This window comes from Bremerella sp. P1, assembly GCF_028748185.1.
Lineage (GTDB): Bacteria > Planctomycetota > Planctomycetia > Pirellulales > Pirellulaceae > Bremerella.
The window spans coordinates 201,052-224,901 of record NZ_CP118164.1; the positions used below are offsets into that span (position 1 = coordinate 201,052).

At 55.3% G+C, this 23,850-nt stretch carries 21 protein-coding genes; 8 read left to right on the forward strand and 13 right to left on the reverse strand.

Annotated features, from left to right (window positions below; translation table 11 throughout):
- Positions 1 to 8: 8 nt before the first annotated feature.
- The 13 genes from PSR63_RS00860 to PSR63_RS00920 form a co-directional block, all read right to left on the reverse strand.
- Positions 9 to 1,949, reverse strand: a complete 1,941-nt coding sequence (locus PSR63_RS00860) for a heavy metal translocating P-type ATPase (RefSeq protein WP_274329916.1) — start codon at positions 1,947 to 1,949, stop codon at positions 9 to 11.
- Complete coding sequence (hflK, locus tag PSR63_RS00865) at positions 1,946 to 3,031, reverse strand: protease modulator HflK (RefSeq protein ID WP_274329918.1); 1,086 nt, start codon at positions 3,029 to 3,031, stop codon at positions 1,946 to 1,948. Before hflK (PSR63_RS00865) ends, PSR63_RS00860 begins: the two co-directional genes overlap by 4 nt.
- Positions 3,028 to 4,056: a protease modulator HflC gene (gene hflC, locus PSR63_RS00870; protein ID WP_274329920.1), complete on the reverse strand. Its 1,029-nt coding sequence runs from the start codon at positions 4,054 to 4,056 to the stop codon at positions 3,028 to 3,030. Before hflC ends, hflK (PSR63_RS00865) begins: the two co-directional genes overlap by 4 nt.
- Positions 4,057 to 4,077: 21 nt before the next feature.
- Positions 4,078 to 5,877 (reverse strand): protease modulator HflK, encoded by a 1,800-nt coding sequence (hflK, locus tag PSR63_RS00875; RefSeq protein ID WP_274329922.1) that lies wholly within the window; start codon positions 5,875 to 5,877, stop codon positions 4,078 to 4,080.
- Positions 5,874 to 7,448 carry a permease gene (locus tag PSR63_RS00880; protein WP_274329924.1) on the reverse strand — a complete coding sequence of 525 codons (1,575 nt, stop codon included), beginning with the start codon at positions 7,446 to 7,448 and terminating at the stop codon, positions 5,874 to 5,876. Before PSR63_RS00880 ends, hflK (PSR63_RS00875) begins: the two co-directional genes overlap by 4 nt.
- 3 nt (positions 7,449 to 7,451) lie before the next feature.
- The gene (locus PSR63_RS00885) at positions 7,452 to 8,366 is read right to left on the reverse strand and encodes an AAA family ATPase (RefSeq protein ID WP_443111110.1); all 915 of its coding nucleotides are present in this window, start codon (positions 8,364 to 8,366) and stop codon (positions 7,452 to 7,454) included.
- A 62-nt stretch (positions 8,367 to 8,428) separates the two neighbouring features.
- Complete coding sequence (locus PSR63_RS00890; RefSeq protein WP_274329928.1) at positions 8,429 to 10,726, reverse strand: transglutaminase-like domain-containing protein; 2,298 nt, start codon at positions 10,724 to 10,726, stop codon at positions 8,429 to 8,431.
- Positions 10,716 to 11,972 carry a DUF58 domain-containing protein gene (locus PSR63_RS00895; protein WP_274329930.1) on the reverse strand — a complete coding sequence of 419 codons (1,257 nt, stop codon included), beginning with the start codon at positions 11,970 to 11,972 and terminating at the stop codon, positions 10,716 to 10,718. Before PSR63_RS00895 ends, PSR63_RS00890 begins: the two co-directional genes overlap by 11 nt.
- A 494-nt stretch (positions 11,973 to 12,466) precedes the next feature.
- Positions 12,467 to 12,631: a hypothetical protein gene (locus PSR63_RS00900; RefSeq protein ID WP_274329932.1), complete on the reverse strand. Its 165-nt coding sequence runs from the start codon at positions 12,629 to 12,631 to the stop codon at positions 12,467 to 12,469.
- 399 nt (positions 12,632 to 13,030) lie between these two features.
- On the reverse strand, positions 13,031 to 13,684 hold the full coding sequence (locus PSR63_RS00905; protein ID WP_274329933.1) for a hypothetical protein: 654 nt from the start codon (positions 13,682 to 13,684) through the stop codon (positions 13,031 to 13,033).
- Positions 13,674 to 14,930 carry a zinc metallochaperone GTPase ZigA gene (gene zigA, locus PSR63_RS00910; RefSeq protein ID WP_274329935.1) on the reverse strand — a complete coding sequence of 419 codons (1,257 nt, stop codon included), beginning with the start codon at positions 14,928 to 14,930 and terminating at the stop codon, positions 13,674 to 13,676. Before zigA ends, PSR63_RS00905 begins: the two co-directional genes overlap by 11 nt.
- A 44-nt stretch (positions 14,931 to 14,974) precedes the next feature.
- Positions 14,975 to 15,544, reverse strand: a complete 570-nt coding sequence (locus tag PSR63_RS00915; protein ID WP_274329937.1) for a hypothetical protein — start codon at positions 15,542 to 15,544, stop codon at positions 14,975 to 14,977.
- Between the two features lie 366 nt (positions 15,545 to 15,910).
- Entirely contained in the window at positions 15,911 to 16,399 is a 489-nt protein-coding gene (locus PSR63_RS00920) for a hypothetical protein (protein WP_274329939.1), read from the reverse strand.
- Positions 16,400 to 16,675: 276 nt separating this feature from the next.
- Here PSR63_RS00920 and PSR63_RS00925 point away from each other — a divergent pair, with 276 nt between their 5' ends.
- The 8 genes from PSR63_RS00925 to PSR63_RS00960 all read left to right on the forward strand — a co-directional run bounded on the left by PSR63_RS00925 (position 16,676) and on the right by PSR63_RS00960 (position 23,847).
- Positions 16,676 to 17,728 (forward strand): DUF1559 domain-containing protein, encoded by a 1,053-nt coding sequence (locus tag PSR63_RS00925; RefSeq protein WP_274329940.1) that lies wholly within the window; start codon positions 16,676 to 16,678, stop codon positions 17,726 to 17,728.
- On the forward strand, positions 17,725 to 18,150 hold the full coding sequence (locus PSR63_RS00930) for a hypothetical protein (protein ID WP_274329942.1): 426 nt from the start codon (positions 17,725 to 17,727) through the stop codon (positions 18,148 to 18,150). The genes PSR63_RS00925 and PSR63_RS00930 overlap by 4 nt, the downstream gene beginning before the upstream one ends.
- 125 nt (positions 18,151 to 18,275) lie before the next feature.
- A complete protein-coding gene (locus PSR63_RS00935) occupies positions 18,276 to 18,785 on the forward strand; it encodes a hypothetical protein (RefSeq protein WP_274329944.1) in 510 nt (169 codons plus the stop codon).
- Between the two features lie 402 nt (positions 18,786 to 19,187).
- Positions 19,188 to 19,526, forward strand: coding sequence for a Flp family type IVb pilin (locus PSR63_RS00940; RefSeq protein ID WP_274329945.1), 339 nt, complete (start codon positions 19,188 to 19,190; stop codon positions 19,524 to 19,526).
- A 101-nt stretch (positions 19,527 to 19,627) separates the two neighbouring features.
- A complete protein-coding gene (locus PSR63_RS00945) occupies positions 19,628 to 20,068 on the forward strand; it encodes a prepilin peptidase (protein ID WP_274329946.1) in 441 nt (146 codons plus the stop codon).
- A gap of 51 nt (positions 20,069 to 20,119) precedes the next feature.
- On the forward strand, positions 20,120 to 20,926 hold the full coding sequence (locus tag PSR63_RS00950) for a TadE/TadG family type IV pilus assembly protein (RefSeq protein WP_274329947.1): 807 nt from the start codon (positions 20,120 to 20,122) through the stop codon (positions 20,924 to 20,926).
- A 15-nt stretch (positions 20,927 to 20,941) separates the two neighbouring features.
- A complete protein-coding gene (locus tag PSR63_RS00955; protein WP_274329949.1) occupies positions 20,942 to 22,801 on the forward strand; it encodes a hypothetical protein in 1,860 nt (619 codons plus the stop codon).
- Complete coding sequence (locus PSR63_RS00960; protein WP_274329950.1) at positions 22,798 to 23,847, forward strand: TadE/TadG family type IV pilus assembly protein; 1,050 nt, start codon at positions 22,798 to 22,800, stop codon at positions 23,845 to 23,847. The genes PSR63_RS00955 and PSR63_RS00960 overlap by 4 nt, the downstream gene beginning before the upstream one ends.
- The last annotated feature ends 3 nt before the right edge of the window (positions 23,848 to 23,850 follow it).

Sequence of the window (23,850 nt, forward strand, 5' to 3'; positions counted from 1 at the left end):
GGACAAGTTCAGGACGAAGTTGATTGACTGACAGGCTGCCATTTCCAGCGTAGGATCGCGGCACTGTTAATGATCACAAATGCTTCTCCAATGTTCTGAAGGACCGCACCGGCGATCGGCGTAATCGTTCCCGCCGAGGCCATCCCCAGCATCACCAGGGTGAGTCCGGCGCCGATGAGAACGTTTCGGTGAATCGTTGCTTTCGTCTTGGCGGCCAGAACCATGGCCATGGGGAGTCGATCAAGTTGATGGGTCATCAGGACGATATCGGCGCTGCGCATCGTGATGTCTGCACCGCCGACACCCATCGCCACACCAACATTGCCGGCCGCGAGTGCCGGGGCATCATTGATTCCGTCTCCTACGACCATGACGTTGTAGCCAGCCTTTTTTTCCAACTCGACTACTTGTAGTTTTTCGGATGGGAGCACCTCGGAGACAATCTCGTCGACACCGACCTCTTGCCCGATATGCTGGGCAACCGCCGAACGATCGCCTGTCAGAAGAACAGTACGTTCGACCCGCAGGTCTCGCAGCAATTGGATTACCTGCGACGAGTCGGCACGGGCATGATCGGAAAGGCAAATGCATCCAAGAGATCGTTGCGTTTCGCCAGAGATCTCGGCGGCCCAGACCATGGGGCCGGAGTGGTCAATCGGCTGCGTCTCGATTCCTTCCTGGTTGAGCCAGCTTTCACGCCCCAAGAGGACAACTCGCCCGTCGGGGTAGTGGATTCGAATACCAAGCCCTGGAACTTCTTCAACCTCCTCGGCTTCAACGAACGACAGATCCTGCTGCTTACCATACCGGGCAATGGCCTTGGACACCGGATGTTGGTTGACGGAGACGCCTGGCAGAACGGCTTGGATTATCGCTATCTCTTCTCCGGAACATGGGACCACGCGACATACATCCAACTGCCCGGTGGTCACGGTCCCCGTCTTATCGAAAACGACACTATTAACCTCGCTCAGGGCCTCGAGGAAGCGAGCATTCTTCACGAGAATGCCATGCCGCGAGGCAACTGCCAGGGAAGCGACCATCGCCGCGGGACCTGCGATGAGAAACGGCCCAGGACAACCCACCACCAGGACGGTAATCGCACGTGTCACATCGTGCATCAGAAAGAGGGTGATCCCGGCGATCATCAGGACCGCCAAAACAAAGTACTTGGCGTACTGCTCTACCAAGCGAAGAACACGTGTTTTGGACCGCTCGGCTTCCTGGAACAGATCCAGAACCTTCGCGAGCGTCGTGTCGTCGCCGGCTGAGGTGACTCGTGCTCGGATCAATCCGTTCAAGTTCATAGAACCTGCGAATACTTTCGAGCCAGGGCTGACTTCTTCCGGAGTCGATTCGCCTGTGATCGAAGACTGGTCAATCGCCGCATGTCCATGCAAAACGACCGCATCGGCCGGAATGCTTTCACCGGGAGCAATGACAATCGTATCGCCGACTCTCAGCTCCGATGCCGCGATTGATCGTTCTGTGCCGTCTTCGGTCAGCCTGCGGGCAAGGTTCGACTGCAACGCCTGAAGGCCAGCGATGGCGGAATTAGCACCGAGAATACTGCGTTCTTCCAGGAAGAACGCCACGCTCAATATCACCGGGACAATGACCGCCGTAGTAAAATCGCCAATCGCGAATGCCGCCAGCGCGGCAATGCTTACCAACTGCCCGCTATAGTATTCCGGGGATTCGCGAAACAGTCCCCACAACGCTTCCCATAGGATCGGAGCAAGCACCAGGAGTGCTGCCGCTGCCTGAAATGCGGCCCCCAGGGAAAGCTGCTCGGCAGGCATCCAGCGTTCAATTAGAATTCCAACCACAAGCAGCGACGCAGCGACTAAGGCCGTACTGAAACGGATACTCATTCGCCACTTTTCGTAGGCCGTTAAACCAGCGTCCAGGTCGGTCTGGATTCGTTTGGCTACCGATACGGAACTCATTGGGTCTCCTCCTTAACTGGGTCAATTACAACAGGAGGAGACTTCTCCGCAGAACTTTTCGGAGAGATGACAATCCGCGTCCCGGGGGCCACGAACTTGAGGCGCCCCACCGACTGCATGATCTGCTCCATCGACTCTAGGTAGAGACGCGACCAGACCAAGTCGGGATTGGCCAGGTACTGGGCATAGACTTTGTCGAAAAGGGTTACTTCTTCGTCTGCTTTCGTTGTTACATCCGTTTGGAAGCGTGTTGCCTCGTTGACTAGCGTGTAACGATCGGCCTCGGCTTTGGGAATTGTTCGAGCGGCAAAGCCTTCCGCTTCGCGTTTTCGGGTTTCGATATGAATTTGCTCGCTCTGTACATTCTCGAATGCTTCGGCCAGTTGTGGCGTGGGAATGATTTCACGGAACTCAACCGCACTGACTTCGATGCCGAGTCCAAGTTGATCGAGTCGCCTCTGAAGACTCTCGCGAACCGATATCGGCAGACGCTCGACTTCTTCCGTGTTGGAAGAACGTTGCAGACGCAGGGTATCCATCGCATTCCAGCCGGCGATCGTCTGGACGATCGAAGCTGCAGCCGCTTCCTTGAGAACTCGCTCCGGTTGATCGGCTTGGAAATGAAACGCGACCGGATCGCTAATACGATACTTCACGCGAACATTGGTCTGCAGAATGTGCTGGTCGCCACAAAGCACGTAACCATCCCGAATGGGATCGAGTGCGGTTGTATTGCTACCGGCAGCACTTAGTTTGAGTCGATCGATTGAGACTTCCCGTTCTTCTTTGACAGGAACGCGAATGACTTCATCGATCGGATAGGGCAACGCCAACAAGATGCCCGGTGGCTGAACTTGCTCTCCGGGCGTGTTTCCGACCAGCTTGCCAAAGCGAGTCAACAAAGCAACTTCGTTGGGCTGAACCATGGTAATGCCTGAGCACCAAAACAGAATCATTAGCAGTGCGGCGAGTAACCCAATGATCCGCATGCCGGCACCGACGCCAACACCGATCTGCTCGGAACGTCGGGCCCGATTCTCTCTCGGCGGAGGGGGTGGTGAGAAGGTACGCTGATCACTCATGGCTGCCTCTCCGCGGTTGCCTGGGTATTGCCGGAAGGAAACTTCGCCGTACGGTCCTCGGACGTCGTTGGCAGCGAGGACGGAGAGCCCGTTTGGGGAACCTGAGGCGGATCGGTCAGCAGATCCATGAATCCTTCATTCGTTCGCAGGATAATCGTCGAATCACTTCCGAGACTTCGCTTGAGGGCTTCCAGCGAACGCCAATACCGGTAGAACTCGGGATCTCGCAAATGAGCTTGTGCGTAAATCTCCGAAACCTTTTGCTCGGCGTCGGCCCGAATGCGGCCTGCTTCCAAACGGCCGTCTCGCAAAATCTCTTCGCTCCGCACGACTGCATCGTCGCGAATCGCGTTGGCATCTTTCTCGCCCAGGGCTCGCAGCTGCTTCGCTGCGGCTTCCCGTTCGGCTTTCATCTGGGCCAGGACGGCCGAGACATTGGAAGACTCGTAGGCAATTCGATTGATCCCGATCTGAAGGATCTGAATTCCAAACTTCTCGAGTGCATCTTGCTGCACGTCTTGCAGAAGTTGCTGTTCGATGCGTTGGGTCTGCAGTTGAGCCGAGTCGGTTGAAACCAACGCGGACAGATCGTAGCCGCCCATCCGCGTATTCTTGGCGGCGGTTACCATGCCATCGATCTTCGCGGACACGGCTTCGACACTTCCGGAGGATTGAAGAAATAGCAGCGGGTCGGCCACATTCCAGACTACAAATGTAGAGAGAACCACGTTGCGGCGATCGTGCGTTAGCGTTGCCGTGTAGGGCGTGTTGAAGACATGTTGCCGCAAGTCGACAACGCGGGCATCTTCGACGGGCCACGGAAGCTTGAAATACGCCCCGGGTTCCATCAACTGCCGAGTTGGCTTGCCGAAGCGAGTGACAACCACGGATGTCCCTTCCGATACCTGAACGTAGCAGGGATAGGCCACCAGCAGAATGAAGATCGAAATTCCCAGACCAATCCGTACGAATTTCGTCCAGAGTGGTGCTGTCTGATTGGATTGATGTTCGATTGCGTTTTCCATGAGATGTCTTGTACCGGCCAACTAGGGGGACGGTGATGCGAGTGGTGGAATGACGGTAGGAGTTAACGAGGCATTGGGCTCCGTGACGAGTACATCCTGAAGCTGCGAGTCAATCACGTAGACTTGCCGGCCAGGGAGAGCTTTTTCGTAGGTATCGAACCAAAGCCGCGTTCGATAGGTTTCCGGGGCCGCCCGATAGGCTTTGCTGGCCTCGGCAAAGTGGGATGCTTCTTGGCCTGCCAGCCCAACCCGCTTGGCAGCAGCCTGCTTCGCGGACGCGACCAGTGCGGCGGATTCCTTTTCCGCACCCAGGAGCTTGGCTTGAGCGTCGCCGCGTGCTTGAATCACCCGTCGCGCAGCATCGCTCTCGGCATTGCTGACATCCAAATAGGCATCGGCTGCCTCGACAGGCGGATGCAAACTCAGCAAGCTGATATCCACTATCTCGATCCCCAGTTGCATGTCCCGAGACTTCTCGGTCACTTTGCTGGCGATTCGCTGGGCAAATGCCTGGCGATCTTCGGTCAGTACCTGGTCGAGAGTCGCATTTTCCGTTTCTTCACGAAGTACCTGGTAAGCGACCGCCTCGAGCGTCTTGGCTGGGTCCGCGTGTCGCACGAGATAGTTTTTAAGTTGCTCGACGTTCTTGCCAACCTGGTAATAGATCTGAGCGTTGACAGCGACCAACTCCGACTGGGTCCCCAACACCAGGGCGAACTCATTGGCGTGCGGTTCAGTCCAGAGCATCGAGCGCGGCTCGACAGCGACGACAGCCTTTTCATCCACCGGCTGCGAGAACCCTATTTGAAGTGTGCGGATCTCGCCAACCGATACACGTCGCACACTCCCAAATGGCCAAGGATACTTGGTGTGCAAACCAGGCTGGAGCGGTTCCAATTGGACCTGTCCCAATACTTCCGAGAGTGCCAACTGGTCAGGCTGTACGATCACAAGCGAAGTCGACAACCAGAATACAAGTATGGATACCAGCAAAGCTACCGGCGTTGCCCGGCGGAAGAATCGGATCGACCAGGAAGAGCGAAGACTCAATCCGAAACGTCGCTCAGCAATCTTAAACAACGTGTCGAGAGGATTTAGCGAGGACAGCAGGACTTCACGAAAGAGCGAGTCGAGGGGGTCAGGCAACTCTCCCCGATCAGTACCGCTAATGCGTTCCAACTGGAACCAGGCAATCAACAATCGCAGTACGCTCTCGCCGATTACGATGGCCAAATAGACATGAACAATGACGGCAAGCCACTGGGGAATACTCGCCAGCACGGACGATGCCAGCTGAGCCGCCGCAGCGAGGAACCACCCCACGCGAGCTTCGTGGAGCGTTAGTCTAATGGTCGCTAGATCGCCGGAAGGTTCTTCGGAAATCCCCTGAGTCATCTTCCCCAACGCAGTCCACAGGCTTGCCATAAGCACAGCGAGAATCGCCGAGGTCGCGATTTCTTGCGGAGACAGTGGACGAGCGACTTCAACACGACCGACCAGCAGTGACATGATCACGCCAATCAGTAGCACGAACATGGGGCCTGCCGTGAATATTGTATGCAGCGACCAGGCTTCGATCGATTTCGCTTGGCCCGATAAAGTCGATGCTTGAATCTCGATCGACCGACGAGTCGACCACAGCAGAACGACCGTCAACAGCAGTTGAATCCCCAGACCGCGAAACAGGGCCGACTCACTATAGAATGCATAGCCAAAGGTCAACGCGGCACTAACACCAACCATCCACAAAAGCTGCCCGATCCAGGCACGAAGTTCAGGGGAAGGTAAAGCGTGTGCGTCTTGCTCAGAAACATTACTCATGTCTTGTCTCCCAAACAGACGACTCGGCACGATTGAAATTGATCGATCAATTCGGCTCCTCGTTCTCTTACCTCCGCATCGGTCAATTCGGCCTGAGCGAACTGTTGACGCGTCTTCCAAAGCAACTCTCGAAGGGCTCGGATTTCTGACGCCTGTTGAGTATTGGGAACGCCCATCCTCAGAACCCAACCCACCGGCATCCGAGCAGCCACCGTATCCCACTCGGCAAGTTTCTGTTGGGCAACATGCGTCTTGTTGGTCTTCACCGCGATCACCGCGTCGGCGGATACCTTTTTCATTTGCTCGAACGATTCCTCCACGCTAGGGAAGATGGAATACATCAGCATGATGATTCCGAACGCGGCCACGCCAATAAGCGACATGCCAACTTGTCCCGGCGTCAACTCGACATTCCAGCGACCAGCGGACGGTTTCGCATCGGTTGAAGAGATAGGATCTTCACGAAAGCGAAGCCCCCGGAACCGAACCACGATGCCCCACAACGCAAGGATACCGAGTAGCGTCGTGCCGGCCTGCATGATCAGGTCGGTATGGTTCAGTTGTTGACTCAACGCCAGAGAGAACTGGCCAACGTTCGCATGGTAGGGGCGGGCCAGTGTATCGAGGCCGTGAGTTTCCTCTTCGTCACCAGGGGCCGGTGGGAACACGGAGTAAGTTCCATAGCTGACGGTAGTCGCCAGAACTAGTGTCACTAACAGGAGTGCCAGCGTACGCTGGATTCCCCAAACCGAACGCATCGCCAGCACGGTACCCCCACACCACGCAACACCGAGCAGTTGCAGAACAATGGCACACGCAAACGCAAGGTGTGTGGAATGAATGGCTGACACCGCCATGGTGAACGTGATCGGGGTCACCATCTGCGGCCCCGTCAACACCATCGTTTCCAAAGGCCCCGTCGTATTTTGATACGAGAATATTCTTTCGAACGCCCCCGATGGAACCAGACCGACGACCACGCCTGAGATAATCATGCCAAGCACGATGTAGACGATCGACCAACCCGTCACGATTTGCCCAGCCGCGACGGCGGCGTTCCAGAGTCTCGTTGTGCCGTTGGTTACCTCGGGAATGGAACTTGGCTTCCTGTTCTGGGGCTCTTCGAAAAACCGCCCGGCAACCTCGGCAACGACGACGGCGTAGGCGCAAGCAACCAGCAGAAATACACCACATTGCCAGATTGGCAATACGCTGATCGCGTAGAGAATCGACAAGGGGTTGAGCAGTGGAGCAACAAGCCACAGCACGGCCAAGTCACGACGTGGCATGCCCCCGTCGGAAAGTTCCTTCGCAAGCGGAATGACGCCAAGAGCACACACCGGAACGCATAAACAAGCTGCCAGCAAACGAAACGTTCGCTCGAAGCTGCCTGCCGGTCCCAGCCACTTCTGCAATATGCTGTAGCCACCGCTGACGCGAATAGCCGCTGCGCCAAGGATTCCGATAAGTATCGTGGCGGACGACTCCACGAAAATGCGGACCATCGTCATCAGTAGTGTAACCACCGACTGTTCGACCGAGAATGTGTGCCAGAAATCACCAAATGTCATGGATCAACCCCGCGTCACGGGAACAGGAACGGTACGCAGCATCTCTTCAATGAGCTCCGCTGAATCGTCGAATTCGCCCGACAAGCGGACATTCAGTACTGGGTGCGCCATCTCTTGAATGTCGTCCGGCGTGACGAAGTCGCGACCATTCAAATGAGCCCAGGCCTGGGCCACACGCTGCAACGTCAATAATCCACGGGGACTGACGCCCAGCGTGACTTCGCTACGGTTGCGGGTGAATTCGGCCAACTCGACCATGTATCGGAGCAAGTTCGTTTCGATATGCACCTGGGAAACATGGTTTTGAAGCTGTTGCAGTTGCCGCGGAGTTAGCACGGTCTCGACATCTGCTTGCTCTCGATCGCCACGATGGATGTTGGAGGCCAACATCTCGATCTCGTTGTCCTTGCCGGGGTAGCCAATACTCAGCCGCATGGCGAACCGGTCGAGTTGGGCTTCCGGCAAGGGATAGGCGCCGTGACTGTCGACCGGGTTTTGGGTGGCAATCACGAAGAACGATTCCGACAGGCGGTGGCAATGCTTGTCGATGGTTACCTGCCGCTCTGCCATCGCTTCAAACAGGGAGGATTGCGTACGCGGCGTGGCACGATTGATTTCGTCGGCCAGCAGCACGTCGGAAAAGACCGGCCCCGGAACGAACTCGAACTCACGCGTCTTTTGATTAAACATGTTGAAGCCAGTCACATCGCTGGGCATCAAGTCTGGCGTACACTGCACGCGGGCAAAGTCACCTCCGATCGCTGTCGAAAGTGCCTTGGCCAGGGTGGTCTTTCCCAGCCCCGGAAGGTCTTCCAGCAGGATGTGCCCCCGAGCCAACACGCAGGCAATTACCTTCTCCACAACGTCTTGCTTGCCCTTCAGGGTCTGATTTAACGCCTGGCGAATGCCGTCGATCATCGGCTGAAATTCGCACTCCCCTTCAGGGACAAGAACTTGCAGATCATTATCGGACACAGTTTTCACGATAGCTCCTTAGAAGCGGATGCTGAACTTTTCGGGGGAGGCGAATGAACAAACGTGGTGAATGCTTCGTTGCAAACACGATCGATTTCGCTATGGGAGAATGGGCAACTTAACGTCGGTGAATAAAGCGCCCAATTCGTGGCAGCGACAAAATCCTGCGAGATGGGTTGGCAGCACTCTTGAATCCAACGGGCAAACGTCTTTCCTTCCGGACGTCGGTGTCCTTGAATCCTCGCTCGCCACTGCATTAAACGTGCCGTCCAAAGGATTCGATTACGATCGCTGCCAAACCAGGCATACCGATTGGCCAGACGAAGAGCGATGTCTGCCAAGCGGGCGAATAGCACAAAGACGACGACAATCACGATGGCAGCAACGGTAAGTGGTATCCAATTGCTGACGCACCACTTGAATGCAGCCATGCAGGCAGCCTGAAGTCGCTGCCAAGGAGTCAGCCTCGGTGTTAAGAGTTCGTAACCGGGAGTGGGTTCGAGGGGATGCCATACTTTGCCATCCCAAGAGACTTCCACCCAGAAGTGAACGTCTTCCTTCGCGACTGGAGTTTGCCAGGTACCGGTATCAAAGTGCTGTGGATCCGCGTAGAATCCGCTCACCACGCGTGACGTGTACCCCAATTCCCGCAGGAGAAGCGAGGTGGCCGTAGCAAAGAGATAATCAGGTCCCTGCTTCGTATCGAAAAGAAACGTCTCAACAGGGAACTCGATATCCTCAGTCAGTTGGCTATCGGACGCGTGTACGTATTCGCTTCGTAGATGATCTCGCACCGCCGCGACCTGCTGCCATCCAGGCTGCAAGCCGGCGGTTAACTGGTGAGCAAGCTCACGAATTCGTGGAGCCGAAGCCTCCTGGTCTGGAAGCGAAATGCTTTGCTGAAGCTTGCTGGTCGCATAGTCGCTGAGCAGAGTTGGCGAACTAACCAGGAACGACTGTACCCGCATGACCGTAAGCTGCGGAATGAAGTCCACGGTTATCCGAGGATGCCCATCGACTGCCAAGCCAAACATATCCTCTCGATCGACGTCTTTGATCTGAAAGCGTGCCAGGCGCGGAGGGGACGGAATGCGATCTGTCTTTAGATTGATGAACTTCAGGAGATGCTCTTCGGTGGAATGGATGTGTTCCTCCGACAAGGGACACGAAATGTTGAACCATGGCACTCCCTCCTCCTTGATCAACTTCAGAGGAGGTTCATCGTGACTGTCAGCTGCTTGTAGGTTGACGCCATCAAATTGATCATAGATGGTCGTCCGCAAATGCAGTGGCACGCGTCCTTTCACATAGAACAATGCCGGCGACTTCTTATCGTCGAGGGACTTCTGCCGACGAGCCTCATTCTTGCGCAGCAGGCTAAAGTCGTTTCCCTTCGATTTGGTCGTCGCGACGCGTGAGTGGCGATGCTCCATCTTTGATGGGGGAAGGCTGATTGCCTTCTGGAGTGTTTTCTTCTTGATCACCGGAGCGTCATAGGTGTCATCGAACACGTCGAATAGGCTCGGCATCTTCGACTCGAGAAAGACTTCGCTCTCGGTCGGCCCGAAGCTCATCGCATCTTTGGTACCTTGAACCAGGTCATCCCCATCACCGACACCACCTTGGGATCGCACATCGGAAACGCGATTTCCTCCGGAACTAGGCATGAATCCGGCCAGTGCTCGTGTCGCGTGGTTCGTACCTGCGATGCCAATTGCAGTTGCCGCGAGCAAAACGGCCAGACAGAACGCGAGCCCTACGGCACCGCGAGGAATTTCCGACTTCGTCCCCTCCGGAAACCTTCCCGCGATACGATCCCAGTACGAGGTCACTAGCCAACCCACGCCGAGCACTGCGTAAACAATTCCACAGATCGTCACCGACCAATAAACACTCATGAAGACGCTAACTGCCATCAAGGCCAGGCTTGTCAGCGTAGTCATGTTGGCGATCCGCCTCTCCGATCGAAACGGCAGAGACGCAATCATGAGGTTGCGTAGCGCGAGGGACACCTGTCCTTCAAACAGCTGACCTGATCGGGGAAACACCTGGTAGAGAACTTGTTCCAGCACGAAGTGACCGGCAACTACGGCAATCAGTAGCCCCATCACACGTGTGTCGCGTAGCGGCTCAGTTGGCGACAGGTAACAGGCACACAGCCAGGCGACCGCGGCTACCATCGCGACTTCCAACCACTGCCACCAGAAACCCAGTTCACCGTGACTAATTGCCAACTGCACTCCCAAGGCAGCGGTTATCACCATCGCGAAATGAATTCTTTGGGTGAACTTGTCAGTTACCACACCAAGCCTCCCGTCCTTTCGTGGCCCACTGCGAAAGCAACTGGCGAGCAGCGTTGTCATGGTCTTCGACACAAATCCAAGGTTTGACATGTGCTAACACGGCCTGCTTCTCAGAAGCTTCTGGCGCCGCTCGAAAACCATTGCTTCGCAGCACGATCGTCCGTTTGGTTGGCTTCTCGGATTGGCTGAGATCGGTAGCAACGGAAACCGACCAGTCGCAACCATTGCTACTCCTTCGCATGACTGCCGGCTCTTTGGTTGGCTTGAGACAGGCCAGTCGATCCATGGTCCGATGCATGCTGGCCTGGGCGCCGGTCATCTGTTCTTCGTGTGTCCCAAAGTCCAGAACGACGACGTTGTGCTGTTGAACGAGCTCGGTAGCGATACTCGCCGCAATGCGGATAGCCCATTCGAAGGTGCTATCGGGCCCAAACCCTTGATGAGAATTGCGATCAAGATCGACGTAGATGCGTGCCCGAGTTTGAGCGGAACCTTGTCGCTCCGAAACGATGAACCGACCATGCCGGGCAGTCAACGACCAGTGAATGGTGCGGAGCGAATCTCCCTGACGAAACGGTCGAACGCCGGTGCGTTCTCCTTCCTGGCCGGTCCGCTGATCGCTGGGGGACGTTACGCTGCGATGGTTGCCTTGTGGTAGTGGAAAATTCGACAGGCGATACGTCTTCGGCCAGACCGTCAGCTCCTGCTGGACCTTCACGGGTCGCTTGGCTTTCCATAGTCCAAACGGGAATTCGGTAACAATCCGAGGAGGAGCCTGCGGGTAGACGCCACGCTGGAGTGGTTGAAACCGCCAGACGAACTCGCATCGCGACCAACCGGGAATGCGGGCTAGTGCCACCGCGGCGTCGCTCGCCGTGTCCTCAACAAAGAAGCCATTTTCGATCGCTAATCCCCACACCGGGATCGGCCAACGATTGACAATTTCGACTATGACTTCCGCCTTCTCCCCTTCGCGGCAACGACGCGTGCGGAACTTCAATTCGCACGAAACGCCTCGCAGCCCAACCCACGGCCACACCACGCCCAGCCCAACAACGGCCAGGATCGTCAGTAGTAGCACGTATCCCTGCGGTGTTACGAAGGTCCCCATGGCCAGTGCCACAGCAGCCAAGGCCAGCAAAATGCCGATCGGCGTCTTCAGCCAATAGACGTACTTGTTCGCCCACGGCGTATAGTCACTGGTCAGCCAGGCCCAACGGCTGGCAGACGTTTGAGTGGTACTCATCCTGGAAATTCCTAAGGAGTTGGCGTACAGAGCTTGCGGACCAGCGCAGACTCAGGTGTCTCCGATATCGACGAAGAACGAGGCGCAACCGCTTCGCCTGTCTATGCGAAGAGGTTGTCTGGAATTTGCTTTTGTTCAGAGAGATCGAACTAGGATTCCACTAGCAACAGACGCATCCCGCTGGGACGGATCGCTAGGGAGTTCGCCGTTCAATCCACATGAAAAGATCAGATGCCTGGCCGGGAAACGCATCGCGCGCATATTTCATCCCAGTTGAAGGATCATCTGCTACAGAGGCTAAGAGATAGGCGGTCCGCGGGGGGCCGGCACGCCCAAAAGACGCCAATTCTGCTGGGACGCCTCGCAAAGATAGAATTGTCCGCTGAAAACCTCTGTCGAAGTTTCCGGCGAATCGATCAACAGCGTCCCATGGTGCAGCACCGCGATGATTTCGCACAGCACGCAGTGATGCTCAACGCTCCATTGCTTGCTGGTTAAATCCGCTTCGGATTCAACAGGCGTAGCCGCCACGGATCTGTGGCTATGATGGCCATGATCGTGACCATGGCTGCAATGAGAATGCTTGTGGGCAAGTTCTGAGGCATGGCTGTGGGAATGACAGCAATGGTGATCGTGGTGCCCCAGCCCAGGAATTGCATGCAGCAGCTGTGCTCCGCCGGACCCAAACAGGATCACAGCAAGGCAAAGCCATGCGGCAAAACTTCGGATTGAGAGAACTCGCTTCACAAATTCTGTCCATACAGGTCGCAGCTAATCTGACCGAATCTCGTGGCATTTTGCTTCAGGTTGTGGCCAGTCGTCAATCGTTGTTGTGGTGGAGTTGGCAAAATTCACACACTCCTCACAACGCCATAGACCAGCATTCATCGTTGAGCCATATCCACGACATTCTCTTGAAGTATAGTCCCCCAAATCCTCTAAAGGCAATAAACTCGCTCCTGCAATTTATTTGCAAATCAGGAAATTCTTTGTAGCCAGCAGCATTGCATGCAAAACATTCCCGGCAGGATTTGCGGATGATAATCGCTGCTCCGCTTTTATTGGTGGGAAACCAATGCAGTCGAGAATTGCGAGGAAAGCCTTTGCCATGCGGCCGCAAACTCCTCGGCAGGAATGAGCGTTCGCTTGCCGCGGGGCCAACTCGAAAGTGTGGCCCGACGATACTCTAATCCCAGACGCTTCAACACGTTAGCTTCGTATTCATGCACCCACTGAAAGAACCCGCCGATGAGATCCAGACACCGACCAAGATTCCCCGGCGAGAACTGCTCCATCTTTGGAAGATCGCTATCCGACCACGGGGGACAATCAAGAGCCGGGCGTGACAAGTAACTTGGTTCAAACTTGTTACGCGACAAAAAGACTCCTCCGAAACAAGGATCCCCATAGAACGCTCCAAAGCCACGCAGTACGACACAACGTCCACCGGAAAGTAACAACTGGTATACGCTACTCGAACAGTCCTTCCGTTCTGGCGGGGGAGGAATCCTCTGGAAACCGATGTCCAATAGCCAATTCCCTTCCGGCCTCAATATGTCCCGTCCCCAGCACCAGCACTGTTGATTGAACAGGTCGGTTGCACTTCGACACACGCGTGCCAGATGCATCGCCTTCGCAGTACCGCTGTCGCTAATTGCTACGCCGGTATCAGCGGGGTTTGGGATCAACTGCCACTCCTTCTTAGAAATCATTCGACGTAATCTCCTCGGAGTCGTCCTCCTCGACCTTGATGGCCGGCAAAGGATCAGGCAGCTGTACCCAAAGTTCCGGCCCAGATGCAAATTCTAAATCGGTTAGCAAGCACCGCTGAAGTCGCTCTTCGATCAATTCTCGATCAAGATCAATACCGATGAAAACAAGTTCCTGTCGGCGATCGCCATACTTACCGTCAAACTGACTTAGTAGCTGAGTACGTTCCTGGGGTTCGTCGGGCCAGTACTCATCGCTTGAAGCGTCCCACCAAATCCCTGCTGGATTGAGTTGAATCGAGACGCCTGCCTGAGACCATTGGTAGGCGTAATCGTGACGAGTCGCGAACCAGGCAAAACCTTTACTTCTCAGCACGCCGGCCAGAACGCTCTCCTCGCTGTTGAGCATGTCCCAAAGTCGTTCCGGATGAAACGGTCGCCGAGAACGGAAAACGAAGTTTCCGATGTTGTATTCTTCCGTTTCTTTCGATTCCTCTCCGCGGGGGATTGTCAGCCATTCTGGATGCTGCTCCGCTTCCTGCAAACTAAAGAGACCCGTTCCCAGGATACGTGAAAGAGGGACAATTCCCTGTTCGGTCGTGAGAACCTGAGCCGTCGGATTGAGCCTCTTGAGGATCGACTTCAACAAGTTCACTTGATCTTCGTCGACCAGGTCTGACTTGTTGACCACGATGACATTGGCGAACTCGACTTGATCGACCAGCAAATCAACCACGTTCCTAGTATCTTCTTCGCTCAGCCCAATCTCTCGATCAACCAGGTCGTCCCACGATCCAAAATCGATCAAGAAGTTCTGGGCATCAATGACAGTCACCATCGTGTCTAAATCAGCAAAGTCCGAGAGACTCTGGCCTTCTTCATCGACAAACGTAAACGTCTCGGCGACAGGAAGTGGCTCGCTGATTCCAGTGCTTTCAATTAGCAGATAGTCGAAACGTCCTTCCTGAGCCAGCCGGCTTACTTCCACCAGCAGATCTTCTCGCAGCGTGCAGCAAATGCAGCCGTTGGTCATTTCAACCAATTGTTCTTCCGTGCGGCTCAGAGCTGCATTTCCATCGCGGACGATCGCCGCGTCGATATTGACTTCGCTCATGTCGTTGACGATGACCGCTACCCGCAGGCCTTCGCGATTGGCGAGGATATGATTGAGAACGGTTGTTTTTCCCGCTCCAAGAAAGCCTGACAGAACGGTAACTGGAAGACGAGACGAAGACGTATTGGAAATCATGATTCACCTTTCTGATTTTCGTTGGTCGTGATACACGTGGGGAACTACTCGGTGGTCGAATTCACAGCCAATTCACCTCTGGCACGAGTTCGGCGCTGCTTCTCAAGCAGCTGAGCCAACCTTGCTTGGATGACCTCGCGCTTTTCTGGCAGCAGTACCGCAAGTTCCTTTGCCAGGAAGATCAAACCACCTTCCGGCATTCCCCAGGGAATTTCGACAATCTGCACCCCACGAGCGCCTAGGCGTTCTCGCCAGATTACATCGCAGGGCACTGAACTACCCGCCTGTGAAAAATAGGCGGAGCACGATCGCAGCTGAAACGCCTTCCGATTGATTGCCTGATAGGACGGCAACTCCCCCGTTCGAAGCCAGGCGGCATAATCCTGCCCTTCCAGAAGAGTTGCCGTACGAACCTCTCCATCAACAAGCATGGCAATGCATTCGGCCAATTGCGGCTGAATGGTGCCAATCTGAATTGCCTCTGAAACATCTTCTTGTGCCAGCGCAAAAGAGTTGCATAGGCACGTCACAACCACCGCGAACAACCAGGCTGCCGACGAACGGACCATCACATTCTCCCTGCAAAGAGCTATGCAACTTCCCTGTTTATCCAAGCACAACGCACATGCAACTCCATTGCATGTTTCGCACTGCAGCAGATTCTACCGTTTTGCAAATCAGTTGCAAGTGGCTCCCGGCAGCGTTACTGTCGTGCCCAGAAGACATCCGCTAGATGGCAGTTCCATCGGCTGCTTCAAAATACGAGAGAGCCTAGAAAGCCCTCGAAAAATTAGCGCAAGAGGCCTGACAACACAGGGAGTGTCGATCAGTTCGTCAAGAATGTGGCTCGCTTTCTAAGAGCCAGACCGCCGGTACTTTGCTGGGGAATTTCGATATATTTCGTAAAACACACCTGCTGGAGCGACATAAAAAAAGGGAACGCCAAGCCGACGTTCCCTTCAATTTGTCGCCAACCGTTCTTAGTCGTGTGCAGCGTGGAACTTCTTCAGATGCTTATCCACGAGCCCGAGCAACGACTTGATCAGGTCATCATGATCGTGCTTGATCTCGGCAAATTGCTTGGCGAACTTTTCGTGGGTCGCCTGGATCTCTTCATGCTGCTTGGCCAGCTTTTTGTGGTCAGCATCATCGTGGTCGGCGATTTCGTGTTCGTGCTCAGCGATGTGCTCAGCATGAAGCCGGATCTCTTCGGCTTGCTCGGCGAGCATCGCTTCATGCTCGAAGATTTCGGCCTGCAGTTTGGACAAGGCAGCAAGAGCCTTGCGATGTTCGATCTGCATTTTATTGATCTCGGCAAGCCACTTTTTGTGGTCGGCGTCTGCCTGGGCGTGCTCTTTTTCCATGGCCGCATGCTCGTCATCGACAGGCCCTTTCTCGTCGGCCAGCACCGTCGCGGGAGAAAGCAGACAACCGATGAACAGCAATGCCAGAGCAATACGTAATGTCATGACAGGAAACCCTTTACGGAAAGTAATGAAAAACTGTACAGACTGTTGCGACGCGAGAAATTTCGTTGTGCCTTACGGAAAACGACACTCGATACACCGACAACATACGGATTACCTTTGCTTGCAACGGATTGTAGCGATAGCTAGACTGAAGTCACGCAAAGGTCATTTTTTTCGTTAAACGCTTTCTCATGAGCGTGTTGCTGTTTCGACTAGTCGTATTCGGCCGGGTGATGCTATACCTATTGGCCAAGGACTTGTCTTTGGAACAAGACTTTGCGTATCTCAACTTCAAAACCAAGAAACATCTCGTTTCTCGATCTTCGATCTATCGTCCACCGTGAGCCTTACGGCGGGCGTTCGTCATTGGCTTGTCTCAAGCGGTTCGGATTTACGCTTGTCGAATTGCTGGTCGCCATTGCGATCATCGGGGTGCTGATCGGCCTGCTTCTGCCAGCCGTGATGCAGTCTCGAGAGGCCGCTCGCAAGATCCAATGCCAAAATAATCTGCGTCAAATTGGCCTGGCAACGATCCTATTCGAAGACACCCATGGTCTTTATCCACCGGCCCGTATCTTTCCCAGGCAAGGGGATCCTGTCGATCTGACCTGTGGTGGCGATCAGCCATCCTGGTTTGCCCGAATCCTTCCGTTCATTGAGCAGCGTGAAGCCGCGCGGCAGTGGGACCTGCTCAAGCCCTACTCGGAGCAGACTTCCGATGCGGCCTACAACGTTGTCTCCACATTTTTATGCCCATCGCGACGAGATGCTTCCAACGCTAGAGTGCCTGACACCGAGGAGGTGCTTACCCTTCCATGTGGCTGCAGTGGCGGCATTATCCAAGTACGCGGCGGTGCGGTGGGTGATTACGCTGGCAACCACGGTGATTTCACCGGAGGATCGACCGGCAGCCCTCAAGACTACTGGCAAGGGGGCAATGGCACAGGGATTCTGATTTCTAGCCGCGGTCTATGCAAACTCGGAGAACTGCACGGTTGGATTGATAAGATCCGACCCAAAGATGTTATAGATGGCTTGAGCAACACCGCCTTGGCCGGGGAAATGCACATCCCCATGGGGCGTCTCTCTCAGGCTCCCGAGAATGGTGCCATGTACAACGGCGAGGACCTGGTCGCGTTTGCCCGGATCGGCGGGCCCGGCATCCCTTTGGCACGTGATCCGAGAGATACGACCATCGCCATTCGGGGATTTGGAAGTTGGCACCCAGGCGTCTGCCATTTCACGTTCGCTGATGGATCGACCAAATCGTTATCGAACCAGATCGACACGGTAACGCTGGGTCAGTTCACGAATCGAGCCAATCCATGAGGAGCCTGACCGTTGCTGCTTTGTTGGCCACCTTACCAATGATTTCCGGTTGCGAGACACCTGGGCTGTCAACGTATCCCGTACAAGGCAAGGTCCAATTCGAGGATGGTGCGCCGGTGCGAAGCGGATATGTTGAAACGCTCTCGCGCGAGCACCGAATTAACTCGCGAGGACAAATTCAACGGGACGGAAGCTTTGAGCTGACAACATTTCGAGAAGCGGATGGTGCCGTCCCTGGTATGCACGACGTCGTTGTGATTCAGTTCCTGGGAAGTGAAAAGACATCACAGATCGAACATGACCACGGAGAGGCGGTCGCCACGCGGTTCGCAGACTACACCCAATCAGGGCTTTCGATGAAGGTGAACGAACAACAAGGCAACACCTGCGTACTAACCGTATTAAAGGCACGCCATAAGTAAGACTTGGCATTTCCATATTTAATATGTTAAATCAATGCGTATTCTCTTTTGTTCCCGTTGACTTTATTTTGCATCCTAACGAGAATGCCTAGAGTTTCGTTTCAAAAGCAATCGACTGTCGTCCCATGAACTCCCTACTTCACCGCAGCACCGCACTGATGCTTTCCGCTGCCCTGCTTTTCATAACAGGGTTGGGGGATGCCTTGCACATGCTGCCGGGTATGGGACACGCTGGTCATTGCCACGGCTTGGCTTGCCACGCGGGTAGCAGTCACGGCCATACCCATGACGATCACGCCCACAGCCACGACGGACATCATCACGGTCACGCGCCCGCGTCATCGAAATCGTGCTGTGGTCATTCGCATGGGCCTGCAAAGCCGGTGGTCGCGAAGTGCGAAGAGCTTCCAGGTTCCCTTGCCGATACGTCCGACAATGCTTCGGGTGACGCAGGCGAACAGCACGAATGTGGCCTCTGTAAGTTCTTGGCTAGTTTGAAGCAGGTTACGCCACCTAGCGTGGCCATGCATCAGTGGCAATCTCTTTCGGTTGCCCAACTCAATTCTCAAGTACAACGTCCCGAGTCGAGCATCGCTCTCGCCTATCAGGGTCGAGCACCGCCAGTTTCTCTCTAAGTGGCGATCTGCCTGCGTTGGCACGCATGGAACATGGCATTCCGGATGATCTAATCCAGGCGCCCCTTGTTCCGGCAGCACAAACCAAGTCGTGCCCACGCTTCAGCAAGTTTCCTCGCCACCACTTGGCATCGGACTGCGTTACCGCTCGATAGCTCTCCGCTATTCGCGTGAGCATACGACCGATGCGATCTAACCCAAACCATCTGCATAGCAGGGCAGCTTCGCGCGAGCCACTAGGTGCTCCGCCATCCATGCTCGCAGGCACACGCAAATCAAGATTGGTAGCCCACGACCAATCGGCGCCATAACCAACGTGCGGACGCAAAGGTAATTGTATCCTGCATTTACAGCGGGAATGTGTTTCAATGTTTGAGTTTTTTGTTACAAGGTTTTCTCCCCATGATTATGAAGCTTTTTCGCAACCGTAAGGGTCAAGGTCTGGTCGAATACGGTCTGATCATCGCCGGTGTCGCCCTGATCTGTGCCGCTGCTGTTTCCGTCTTCGGTCACAAGACCAGCGATTTGATTTCCGCTGTGGCAACCGTTCTGCCAGGTGCTCATGCCGATGACAACGCTCCAATGACGAGTGGCAAACTGATTGAAACTGTCCCTGATGGCACGACCGGCGCGATTGAACTTGATGCGACGACCATCGCTGCCGGCGGCGACCGACTTGGCAACAATGTTGGGCTAGACACCCCAACTGACTTCGGTGGCCTAATTCTCGAAGCCAACTAATTACGCATACCAAGCGTACCTTTGCGTAGGACCTCCGCGGGTTCACCTTGTGTGGCCCGCGGGGGTTCTCATTTTCAAACCGAGAACTCGTTAGGCATTTCGTGACCGTTGATTGGACAATCCTGGTTCCCCTCAGCGTGCTGGCGATCGCGACCGTTTGCGATCTGCGGACGCGGGAGATCCCCGATTGGCTGTCGATTGCCCTGCTGGTGTGGGGCCTGGTGGCGAAGCTTGCCGGCTGGATCGAACTTCCCTGGATCGCTCTGGCAATGGGCTTGGGCTTGGGTTTTATCGCGACGCTACCCTTCTTCTGGCTCGGCGGCCTGGGTGGGGGAGACGTCAAATTGATTACCGCTTTGGGGTGGGTAATCGGCCCGGTTGGGCTGTTGATCACCCTCTTGGCGATGGCCCTGACCGGGGGCGTGCTGGCACTGATTGCCGCACTGCGGGGGCAGAAAGACTATGCCTACGTTCCGGCTATTTTGGCAGGCATGATTGCCTGTGGATTATGTGAATGGGTTTACACGATTGACCTCGTATAGCAATAGGACTGCTAACGTACGACATACCACGATATAACCACGGAAATTGACATGAATACGCAAAGGAAAGGTCAATCCCTGGTCGAATTTGCCCTGGTCGCGCTGGTGCTGTACCTGCTGCTGGGGGCCATATTTACGTTCGGCCATGCTCTCTACGTCGCACAGCAAGTTCAGATGTCGGCCGATCTTCTGGCCCGCGAGGTGTCGCGCACGCCTTGTAGCGTTTCGACACCCACTCTGCGAAGCGCTCTCAGCGATGTGTCGATTACCAGTACAACCTTCGACGAGTCGCTCCTCATCTACGATTATGTTGACGGTGAGAACCTGGCCGAGACGATTCAGTCTTGGCCCATCGTCAATCGACAGCTTTCCGTCGTCATGATTGACGATGGCAATACGTTCCGAATTCCGGGTGCCCGAGAGCGAACAGTTGCCGGGGAGCAGCGGATTCAGATCGCCAGAACGCTCGACGCAGACTTCTCGAATGACGCTGACTGGGTCGACGTGGTCGAGGAATTAACCAGTGATACCGATGGTAGTCTATATCCCCCCGGGGGTGATGCTGGCGGTGTCGTTGCCCTACGGATCAACTACCCGGTGCATTCAGCGTTTTTTACGGCCATGGAGCCGCTTCCAGCAGGATCTCAGTTCGCGGACCCGAATGCCAATTTCATCGAAGTGCCAGATCCCGCTTCCGAGTTCGACGTGGAGACACCAACTCGCTTCGATCCTCGCACAGAACTCTACGGTGGCGACCGAGGACTAGGTCGCCAATATGCCTGGGGCACCCAAGTAAGGCCATACCGAAGGATCGTATCTGGCCAAGCGATCTATCGCAGAGAAGTCTTTACGCCTTAACGAGCGAATTACGATATGGCCAAACGAAATACCTCATCCCGACGCCCTTCGATTCTACTGCCACTGCTATTGGTGTTGGTCTTGCCTATGGTGCTGTTCGCCGGCACGCTGGGAACGCTGATGACGCTGGGGATCGAAATCCCCTTCTTGAAGAGCCCCGAACCGCCGGCGCTGCGGATCCCTGCCAATCCCCGACCATTGGCTGCCTACCATCGTGTCGGTCGAGACGACCTTGTCGACTTCGAGACGGGGCAGATTCGCTACATGAAGATGCCCCCACAATCGGCCGTGGGCTCAGAGCTTAAGGGAACGACCCTTAGTGGTGAAATGGCCGAAGGGGTCGTGCAATCGGTTGCTACGAAAGAAATCCAGGGAGGAACCTACCCGGTATTTCTGCTGGCATCAGGCGAGGAAGTACCGCTGCCCAATGTCGATGAAGTGGGTGGCGCCTACTTGCGCCTGGGGAATATCATCGGCCGGGTACTCGATCGTGAGAAGTCCGCCAACTTCGGGTTCACCGAGGGAAATTTCCTGCCAGAAGGTACACGTTCCGGTACCGTCGGTGGTGTTCCGAGCGGCATGAAAGCGTACACACTGGAGGCCGGCAAACTGGTCGGCATTCATGGTTTGAACTTGGGCGATAAGGTCGATTTACTGGCAAGTGTCCCAGTCGATAAGGTGAGCAGCGGCGGGGGTCTTTCCGCCAATGGGCTGCTTTCTTCTTCGCTGATCGTTGATTCGAATTCGTCTCGATCACGTGATGAGGAGCGGTCCGAACCTCATTTGATTGCCAGCGACGTTCAGGTAATTTCGCCCGTTTATCGTCGCGCGAAGACATCCACGTCCAGTTCATTGATCGGTGGTACTTCGACCAAAAACATGCCGGTAGAAGAGGTGGTGCTGGCGGTCCACGAACGTGATATCCCTGCGGTGACCGAAGTGCTGGGTATGAACGTGCCTATCGCGGTAGTCGCGCACTCGGGACAGCCGGAAGCCAACCAAGAAGATGAGATTCCCGCAGGTATGGTGAAGGTGGTGGTAACGCCTCGAGAAACGGTTCCTTACACGCAGTTGCATCTTTCGCAGTTGGTTCCCGGTGGAGCCCGTCAGCCGCGAACGATTCTGTTGGCCGAAGAGCAGGTCAACGACTTGAAAATCCTCTCCACAACGGACCAGGTCGTGGGGCGAGTCGTTCGCCGAGCCAAGTCGCCGGGGACGTTTTTCACTGAGGATGACTTCTTTCCCATCGGCACCCCAGCAGGTCTAGCGGCTGCCGTGCCGTCCGGGCAGGTCGCTTACACGATCGATGCTTCCAAGTTGAACGGGATCGCGGGTCTCGGTCTCGGTGATCGCTTCGACCTGATCGCCACGCGGCCTGTTGATTTCCAGAAAATGGCCCAGCGGATTGGCGCGAAGGATTTAGTTGTCTCCTCTGCGATTCGCCAAGGCGCGTTGCGACTGGATGCGGGTGCGCATACACAAGTCGTTTTGCATGGAGCCACCGTGATTGCCCCGCCAGGGTCAACAGCAATGCGAATGCATGGGACCGTCACGACCAGCAAGAAGCAGGACATCCAGTCGCCGATGGTGATTGCCGTTTCTCCGGAAGAGATCACGAAGCTGAGTGAGGTTATCGCGACCGATACCCAGTTGACGGCCATCTTACGAGGTATGGGGGACGTGGATGCGACACCGATTCCCGATTCGGTCGATCCAACCCAGTCGGTGCAGGTCCTCGATTCGATTATTGGAAGCGATCGCCAACCGATCGTATTCCTGGGTGATCGCAACAGCACGCCAGCCAAACCGCTGAATCTTCAGGACTTGTTGCCACCAGCAGAAGCCAAGCCTGCCAACGATAAGGCGGTGCAATGATTCAACTGAGCTTTAGAACTCGACGACAACCGAGACGCGGCTACGTGCTGGTGCTGTTTGCGATGCTGTTCTGGGTGTTACTGGGAATGGCTGCGCTGGTGATCGATTTGGGTTTGTCCCGCGTTAAGCTTCGCCAGATGCAATCTGCCACGGATACTGCGGCACTCGCCGGACTGCAAGGCGAGCTGACCGGTCCGGACGATCGTATCGAATCGCGATGGCTGGCAGCGCAAACGTTTCATCCTGACATCAATCAGGACTTTGAAACCTACGCCACCCAACAAACGGAACTGAGCATAGTTGATGACTCCCCACCTGCAGGCGGTGTCTTGGAAGACCCTCGTGGACGGCGATGGGCGCCGAATCTGGAGCCCAACACCGATAACGTTTCCAAGGGGGACTTGGAGTATTTGCCGGGCTCGAACGAATTCTATGCTCGCCTACGCCACTCGACGATCGCTCCCGTAGTGGGAGTGCGAGGCGACTCGCCTCCGCTACCCTATCTTTTTGGTCGCGCGACCGTGCGAACACCCAAAAGGCCAAGTGACGCAATTTATCGTGGTATGACCATCAAGTCGGCATCATTGGCCTCGACAACGCGAGCTCTATCGATGGGGCCCACGGTCGTTACTCCGATGGGAGATACGATCGCCGGCGTTGAATTTGTTGCGACACTCAGTGAATGGGACAACTCGATTGTCCATGACATTCAACCGGGCGAAGAGCTAACCCGATATAGCGTCGGTGATGTCGCACCGAACGGTATGATGCCCGCTGCATCGTCGCCCACCGGCTACGTCGCAATCTACGATCCGTCGACAACTGAGGCGAATCGGATCGCTGGCTTTGGCTTCATCGTGAGTGGATCTCGGGAACTCGGCCACATTGCGCCGGAAAATGCGACCAGCACTATGTTCCCCGCGATCAATGCTTCGTCCCCTCCTAGTCTCGCCGAATACCAACAGTTGTTCAGCATAAACGGAGATAATTTCGTCCAGACGGTTTGCTTGTCTCCGACTCCCGTTAATGAATTTCAAGAAGACTAACAC